This window comes from Streptomyces sp. SID3343, assembly GCF_009865215.1.
GTDB lineage: Bacteria > Actinomycetota > Actinomycetes > Streptomycetales > Streptomycetaceae > Embleya.
Map to the genome: position 1 here is coordinate 1 of NZ_WWJX01001085.1, position 5374 is coordinate 5374.

6 protein-coding genes and 1 tRNA gene are annotated in these 5374 nt (G+C 70.0%); 2 read left to right on the plus strand and 5 right to left on the minus strand.

The annotated features are described in order from the left end of the window. On the minus strand, positions 1-387 hold a 387-nt coding region (locus GT354_RS34050), incomplete at its 3' end, for a helix-turn-helix transcriptional regulator (RefSeq protein WP_161360229.1). A 279-nt stretch (positions 388-666) separates the two neighbouring features. Between GT354_RS34050 and GT354_RS34055 the strand changes: the two genes are divergently transcribed. Continuing rightward, a tRNA-Lys gene (locus tag GT354_RS34055) sits at positions 667-740 on the plus strand. Positions 741-1005: 265 nt separating this feature from the next. Continuing rightward, positions 1006-2220, plus strand: a complete 1215-nt coding sequence (locus tag GT354_RS34060; RefSeq protein ID WP_161360230.1) for a cytochrome P450 — start codon at positions 1006-1008, stop codon at positions 2218-2220. A 61-nt stretch (positions 2221-2281) separates the two neighbouring features. Here GT354_RS34060 and GT354_RS34065 read toward each other — a convergent pair whose 3' ends face one another. From GT354_RS34065 to GT354_RS34080, 4 genes are all read right to left on the minus strand, one after another. Beyond that, positions 2282-3547 carry a cytochrome P450 gene (locus GT354_RS34065; RefSeq protein ID WP_161360233.1) on the minus strand — a complete coding sequence of 422 codons (1266 nt, stop codon included), beginning with the start codon at positions 3545-3547 and terminating at the stop codon, positions 2282-2284. Between the two features lie 107 nt (positions 3548-3654). Further along, positions 3655-4236, minus strand: coding sequence for an ATP/GTP-binding protein (locus GT354_RS34070; RefSeq protein WP_346012307.1), 582 nt, complete (start codon positions 4234-4236; stop codon positions 3655-3657). A gap of 64 nt (positions 4237-4300) precedes the next feature. After that, positions 4301-4660: a DUF742 domain-containing protein gene (locus GT354_RS34075; RefSeq protein ID WP_161360231.1), complete on the minus strand. Its 360-nt coding sequence runs from the start codon at positions 4658-4660 to the stop codon at positions 4301-4303. Further along, on the minus strand, positions 4657-5118 hold the full coding sequence (locus tag GT354_RS34080) for a roadblock/LC7 domain-containing protein (protein ID WP_161360232.1): 462 nt from the start codon (positions 5116-5118) through the stop codon (positions 4657-4659). Before GT354_RS34080 ends, GT354_RS34075 begins: the two co-directional genes overlap by 4 nt. Positions 5119-5374: the final 256 nt, after the last annotated feature.

The window sequence follows — 5374 nt, forward strand, 5'->3', positions numbered from 1 at the left end:
TCGCTCGGCCGCCCGCCCGATGTCCCGGGCGGGCGGGGGGATCGTCGGGTAGGCCGGCGGTTTCTCCGGCGCGAGTGGGGGGTCGGTGAAGTCGTCGCCGTACACCGCCAGCTCGGCCTGCCACGGCGGGGTGAAGCCGAGATCGACCAACGGCCGCTCGAAGAGCGCCTGGAGGACCTGTTGATAATCGGGGGTCGGCCACGGCGGTTCGGCGCTCTCCCAACGTCTGACCTGCCGCACGCTGACGCCCAGGCGCAGTCCGCACTCCAGTGCCTTCTTCTCGAAGGCGTCGGCAAGCTGCTGCTGGGAGACCCAGCCATGCGCGTGTCGCAGGGCCTTCAACCGGACGTTCCCGGATGACGGACCGGCCCCCTGCCGCATGGACATCGGCTCTCCCCGGTTACGCGTGCGGTGTGCTGTGCAGGCTGTGATGCCGACGGTACCCGCCGTTAGGGCACCCGGGGGACCTCTTCGCGGATGTCCGGAAAAGGGCGTCCTCCCCGTGTCCTCCAAGGAGTCCTACCGGTGACCTTGCGCGCCCGGGATACGCGCCGGGCGCGCTCCCTCCCCCGCCCGCGCACGCCCGAACTCCAGTCCGACCGCCCGGCCGCCCGCGCCGATTTTCGATCACCGCCGACCCCTGCTAATGTTTCCCACGCAACGCAAGCGCCGCTAGCTCAGTTGGTTAGAGCAGCTGACTCTTAATCAGCGGGTCCGGGGTTCGAGTCCCTGGCGGCGCACCTTGTGAAGCACACCGACTCAGGGCGCTCTCGGATACCGAGGGCGCCCTGAGTCGTTCCGCGCTCTTTCGTGGCCCCGTGCGTCCGCCGCGTCCTCAGGCTCCTGCGCGTCCTCTGCTCGTGGCGACCGGCTGCGGCCGGCCCGATCCGGTGCCGCCGGCCTGGCTCAAAGCAGCGTGTCCGAGCGGACGCCTTCCGACTAGCCTTGACCGGTTGGTTAATGATCTTCGTTTGTGCTTCGAACAGCGCCGAACCTGGGGACTCGATGACCGCCACACCTGCGCCCGACATACTCTCGCCCGAATTCGCGGCCGATCCCTATTCGAGCTATCGGGCCATGCGGGACGATTTTCCGCTGCTCTGGCACGAGGGGATGCAGAGCTGGATCATCTCGCGCTACGAGGACCTCGAACGAGCCTTCAAAGAGCCGGTGTTCACCACCGACAACTACGACTGGCAGCTCGAACCGGTGCATGGGCGGACCATCCTCCAGATGAGCGGGCGCGAGCACTCGGTACGAAGGGCGCTGGTGGCCCCGGCGTTTCGGGGAAACTCGTTGCAGGACACGTTCATGCCGGTCATCGAGCGCAACGCGCGGCTGCTCGTCGACGGCTTCAGGTCGCGCGGAACGGTGGACCTGGTGCCGGAGTTCGCCCGGCGATTCCCGGTCACCGTGATCGCGGACATGCTCGGCCTCGCGCCGGCCGACCACGAGAAGTTCGAGCACTGGTACACCACGGTCATCGCGTTCCTGGGCAACCTGAGTCAGGACCCCGAGGTCGCCGCGGCGGGTCTGCGCACCCGTGACGAGTTCGCCGCCTACCTGCTGCCGCTGATCGCGCAGCGGCGGGAGAATCCGGGCACGGATCTGCTGTCGACGCTGTGCGTCGCGGAGATCGACGGCACCCGGATGAGCGACGAGGACATCAAGGCGTTCTGCAGCCTGCTCCTGGCCGCCGGCGGCGAGACCACCGACAAGGCGATCGCGAGCCTGTTCAAGAACCTGCTCGAACACCCGGAGCAGTTGGCGGCCGTACGCGAGGACCGGTCGCTCCTGCCGCGGGCGTTCGCCGAGACGCTGCGCTTCTCGCCGCCGGTGCACATGATCATGCGCCAGCCCGCCGAGGACGTCGAACTCGGCGGCGGGGTGGTGCCTGCCGGCAGCACGCTCACCTGCCTGATCGGCGCGGCGAACCGCGACGAACGGCGCTACGCGAACCCCGACGCGTTCGACCTCTTCCGCGAGGACCTCACCGCCAAGACCGCGTTCTCCGCGGCGGCCGACCACCTGTCGTTCGCGCTCGGCCGGCACTTTTGCGTCGGCGCGCTGCTCGCGGTGGCCGAGGTCGAGGTCGGCGCCAACCAGTTGCTCGACGCGATGCCGGATCTGGCGTTGGCGGAGGGCTTTCGCCCGAGCGAGCAGGGCGTGTTCACTCGCGGCCCGGCGGCGCTGCCGGTGACGTTCACGCCGGTGGCCTGAAGCCTTGTGGGCGGCGACCGGGGAAGGGCGGCGTATGCCCTCCCCCGGCCGGCGTCCCGGGCTACTGCTCCACGTAGCCCGGGGTGAACTCCACCGGGAGGCGCTCCAGGCCGCGCATCCACAGCGAGTCGCGCCAACGGAGCTCGCGGGTGGGCACCGACAGGTTGACGTCGGGCAACCGGTCGAGCAGCACCTCGACCGCGGCCCGCGCGATCACCTCGGCCAACTCCGGTGCCGGGTAGGGGCAGCGGTGCTCGCCGTGGCTGAAGCTCATGTGCGCGTTGTTGCCCGCGGCCCCGCTGTAGGAGTCGGGGCGCACCTGCGGGTCGGTGTTGGCCGCCGCGAGACCGAGCACGAGCAGGTCGCCCGCCTTGATCTTTTGACCGCCCAGGGTGGTCGGGCGCACCGCCCAGCGACCGATGAAGTTCTGCGTGGGGGTGTCCTCCCACAGCACCTCGTTGAGGGCCTGGCCCACGCTGCGCCGACCACCCGACAGGGTCAGCGCGAATCGGTCGTCGGTCAGCATCAGGCGCAGCGTGTTGCCGATCCAGTTGGCGGTGGGCTGTTGGGCCGCCGCCATCACCACGAGCATGTCCTGGACCAACTCTTCCTCGACGAGACCCGCGTCGTGCGCGAGCAGCCGCGAGGGCACGTCGGGGCCGGGGCGCTCACGCTTGCGGGCGAGCAGGCGCTCCATCGTCGCGCGCACCCGCAGGTGCGCGTCCACGGCGCCCTCGCCACCGTCGAGCGAGGCGGCCAAGTCGCTGACCAGTGCCGGGGTTTCGGTCTCGTCCAGGCCGAACAGTCGGGCCACCACGAGCAACGGCAACCGGTGCGCGTAGTCGGCCATCAGTTCGGCCTCGCCGACCCCCGCGAACTCGTCCACCAGCCGGTCCGCCATCCGTTCGCACTGCGCGCGCAGTTCGAACTGGTCGACGGCCGCGAGCGCGTCGCTGATCGCGCCCGAGCGGCGCCGGTGCTCGGGCCCCTCGGTGAACATCACCGAGGGCTGGTAGCCGACGAACGGCAACAGCGACCAGTCGGCCGGGATGCCGTCCCAGGCGTGCCAGCGCCGCGAATCGCGGGCGAACAGCTGATCGTTGGCGGTGACGTGATGCACCTCGCGATAGCCGAGCACGAACCACGCGGGGATGTCGCCGTCGAGCAGGATCGGCGCGACCGGGCCGTGTTCCTGCCGCAGTTCGCGGTACAGGCGGGCCGGGTCCTGCCGGAAGCGCTCGCCGTGCAGCGGTTCCGCGCCGGCGTGTGCGGTGTTCGCGTGCGCGGGGCACCCGGCGGGCGGGGCGTCGGTGAGCGAACTCCCGATGGTCACGCCCGAGTCGGCCGAACCCGAGCCGCTCGCATCCGCGCCGCTCGATCCCGCACTGCTCGTGGTCCCACTGTCGATGTCGTCGATCCGGTCCGGCGGCGTGCTCACAGGGCTTGCTCCCGAGCGAAGGACAGTGCGTACAGGTGGTTCACCAGCGAGATCAGCACCGACTTGCAGTCCTCGCGACTGCGGGCGTCGCAGTCGACCATGGGTATGTCGGCCGGCAGCGACAGCGCGTCGCGCACCTCGTCCAGGGTGTGCTCGGGCGCGCCGAAGTTGTTGCGGGCGAGCACGAACGGCATCCCGTGGTGTTCGAGGCGGTCGATCGCGTACCACGACTCTTCGAGCCGGCGCGGGTCCACGAGCACGACCGCGCCGAGGGTGCCGGCGAACAGCCGCTCCCACAGGAACCAGAAGCGCTCCTGGCCGGGCGCGCCGAACAGGTAGAGCACCATTTCCTCGTTGAGCGTGATCCGGCCGAAGTCGAACGCCACCGTCGTGGTGGTCTTGCCGTCGGCGCTGCGCGCGTCGTCGATCCCGACGCCCGCCTGGGTCATCGTCTCCTCGGTGTTCAGCGGGCGGATCTCGCTCACCGAACGCACCAACGTGGTCTTGCCGACGCCGAACCCACCGACGACGGCGATCTTGAGACCGTCGCGCGCGGTGCTCGCCAGGGGCGTGCGCACGACCTCGGACGTCGTGAGATCGGGCGCGGAGGACCGGTGGACGGCGGCCCCCGACGTCGCGAACTCAGAGATTGTGGAGTCCAACGAGCACCTGCTTCAGGATCTCGGTATCGGGTAGTTGCGCCTTGCGCGGCGACATCCGCGGGTGCCGCGCGGTGATCCGTCCCGTGTCGAGCAGGTCGCACAGCAGGATCTTCACGACGCCCACCGGAAGCGCGAGTTCGGCCGCGATCTCCACGACGGCGGTGGGGCGTTCGCACATGCGCAGGATGCGGACGTGCTCGGACTGCATGCCCGGGGTCGGTTCACACTCGCTCACGATCAGCGTGACGAGGTCGAACGCTTCCTCGTTCGCGTGCGTGCGACCGTTGGTGACCGTGTACAGGCGGTCCGGGTCCCCGCTGTCGACTGGTCGCCGGATCATGCCGATCGGCCGCCTTCTTCGGGCAGCCGGGCCGGCGCGCTCAGGTATTCGCCGATCTGCTCGACGAGTTCGTTCATGTTGTGGCCGACCACACCGGCGTCCGCGTCGTCGTCGGCGATCACCGCGAGGTGTGCGCCCTCGCCGGCCTCGACGATGAACAGGATGCCGCCGTGGAACTCGGTCATCGACTGCCGGACGCCGCCGCTGCCGTCGCCGAACTCGATCGACGCGCCGTGCGACAGGCTTTGGATCCCCGACGCGATCGCGGCGAGTTGGTCGGCCTGATCGATCGTCAGGCCGGCGGTGCGGCACAGCTTGAGCCCGTCCTTGGACAGGACGAGGGAGTGTCGGGTGCCCGGGGTGTGCTCCAGCAGGTTTTCCAGGAGCCAGTCGAGGTCGCGCTCCGCGCCTCGCTCGGAGGTGCGCTGCGTACCGGTGTCGTGCGCTGTTCCACTCATAGGGCTTCCGGGGCGGGCGTTCGTATGGACGACCGTCCCCTGCCTCCGTTCTCTCGTTCTGTACGGCCGGCGAGAAGAAGAATCACGGCTTGCCGTCCGGGGATGGCGTGACGTCACGGCCGGGGCCGTCACCTTGTAGCGCCTGCCGGAAGGCGCCGAACCGCGCGCCGGGCGCGGGGCGCGGCTTGCTCGTTCGGACGGGCTCCGCGGCCGGTTCGGTCCGCGCGGCCTTGGCCGCGGCCGCGAGGGTCTGGCC

Bases quoted from the DNA above. Each gene is read 5' to 3' on its own strand.
- GT354_RS34060 (WP_161360230.1), top strand. From the start codon at position 1,006: ATGACCGCCACACCTGCGCCCGACATACTCTCGCCCGAATTCGCGGCC.
- GT354_RS34080 (WP_161360232.1), bottom strand. From the start codon at position 5,118: ATGAGTGGAACAGCGCACGACACCGGTACGCAGCGCACCTCCGAGCGA.
- GT354_RS34075 (WP_161360231.1), bottom strand. From the start codon at position 4,660: ATGATCCGGCGACCAGTCGACAGCGGGGACCCGGACCGCCTGTACACG.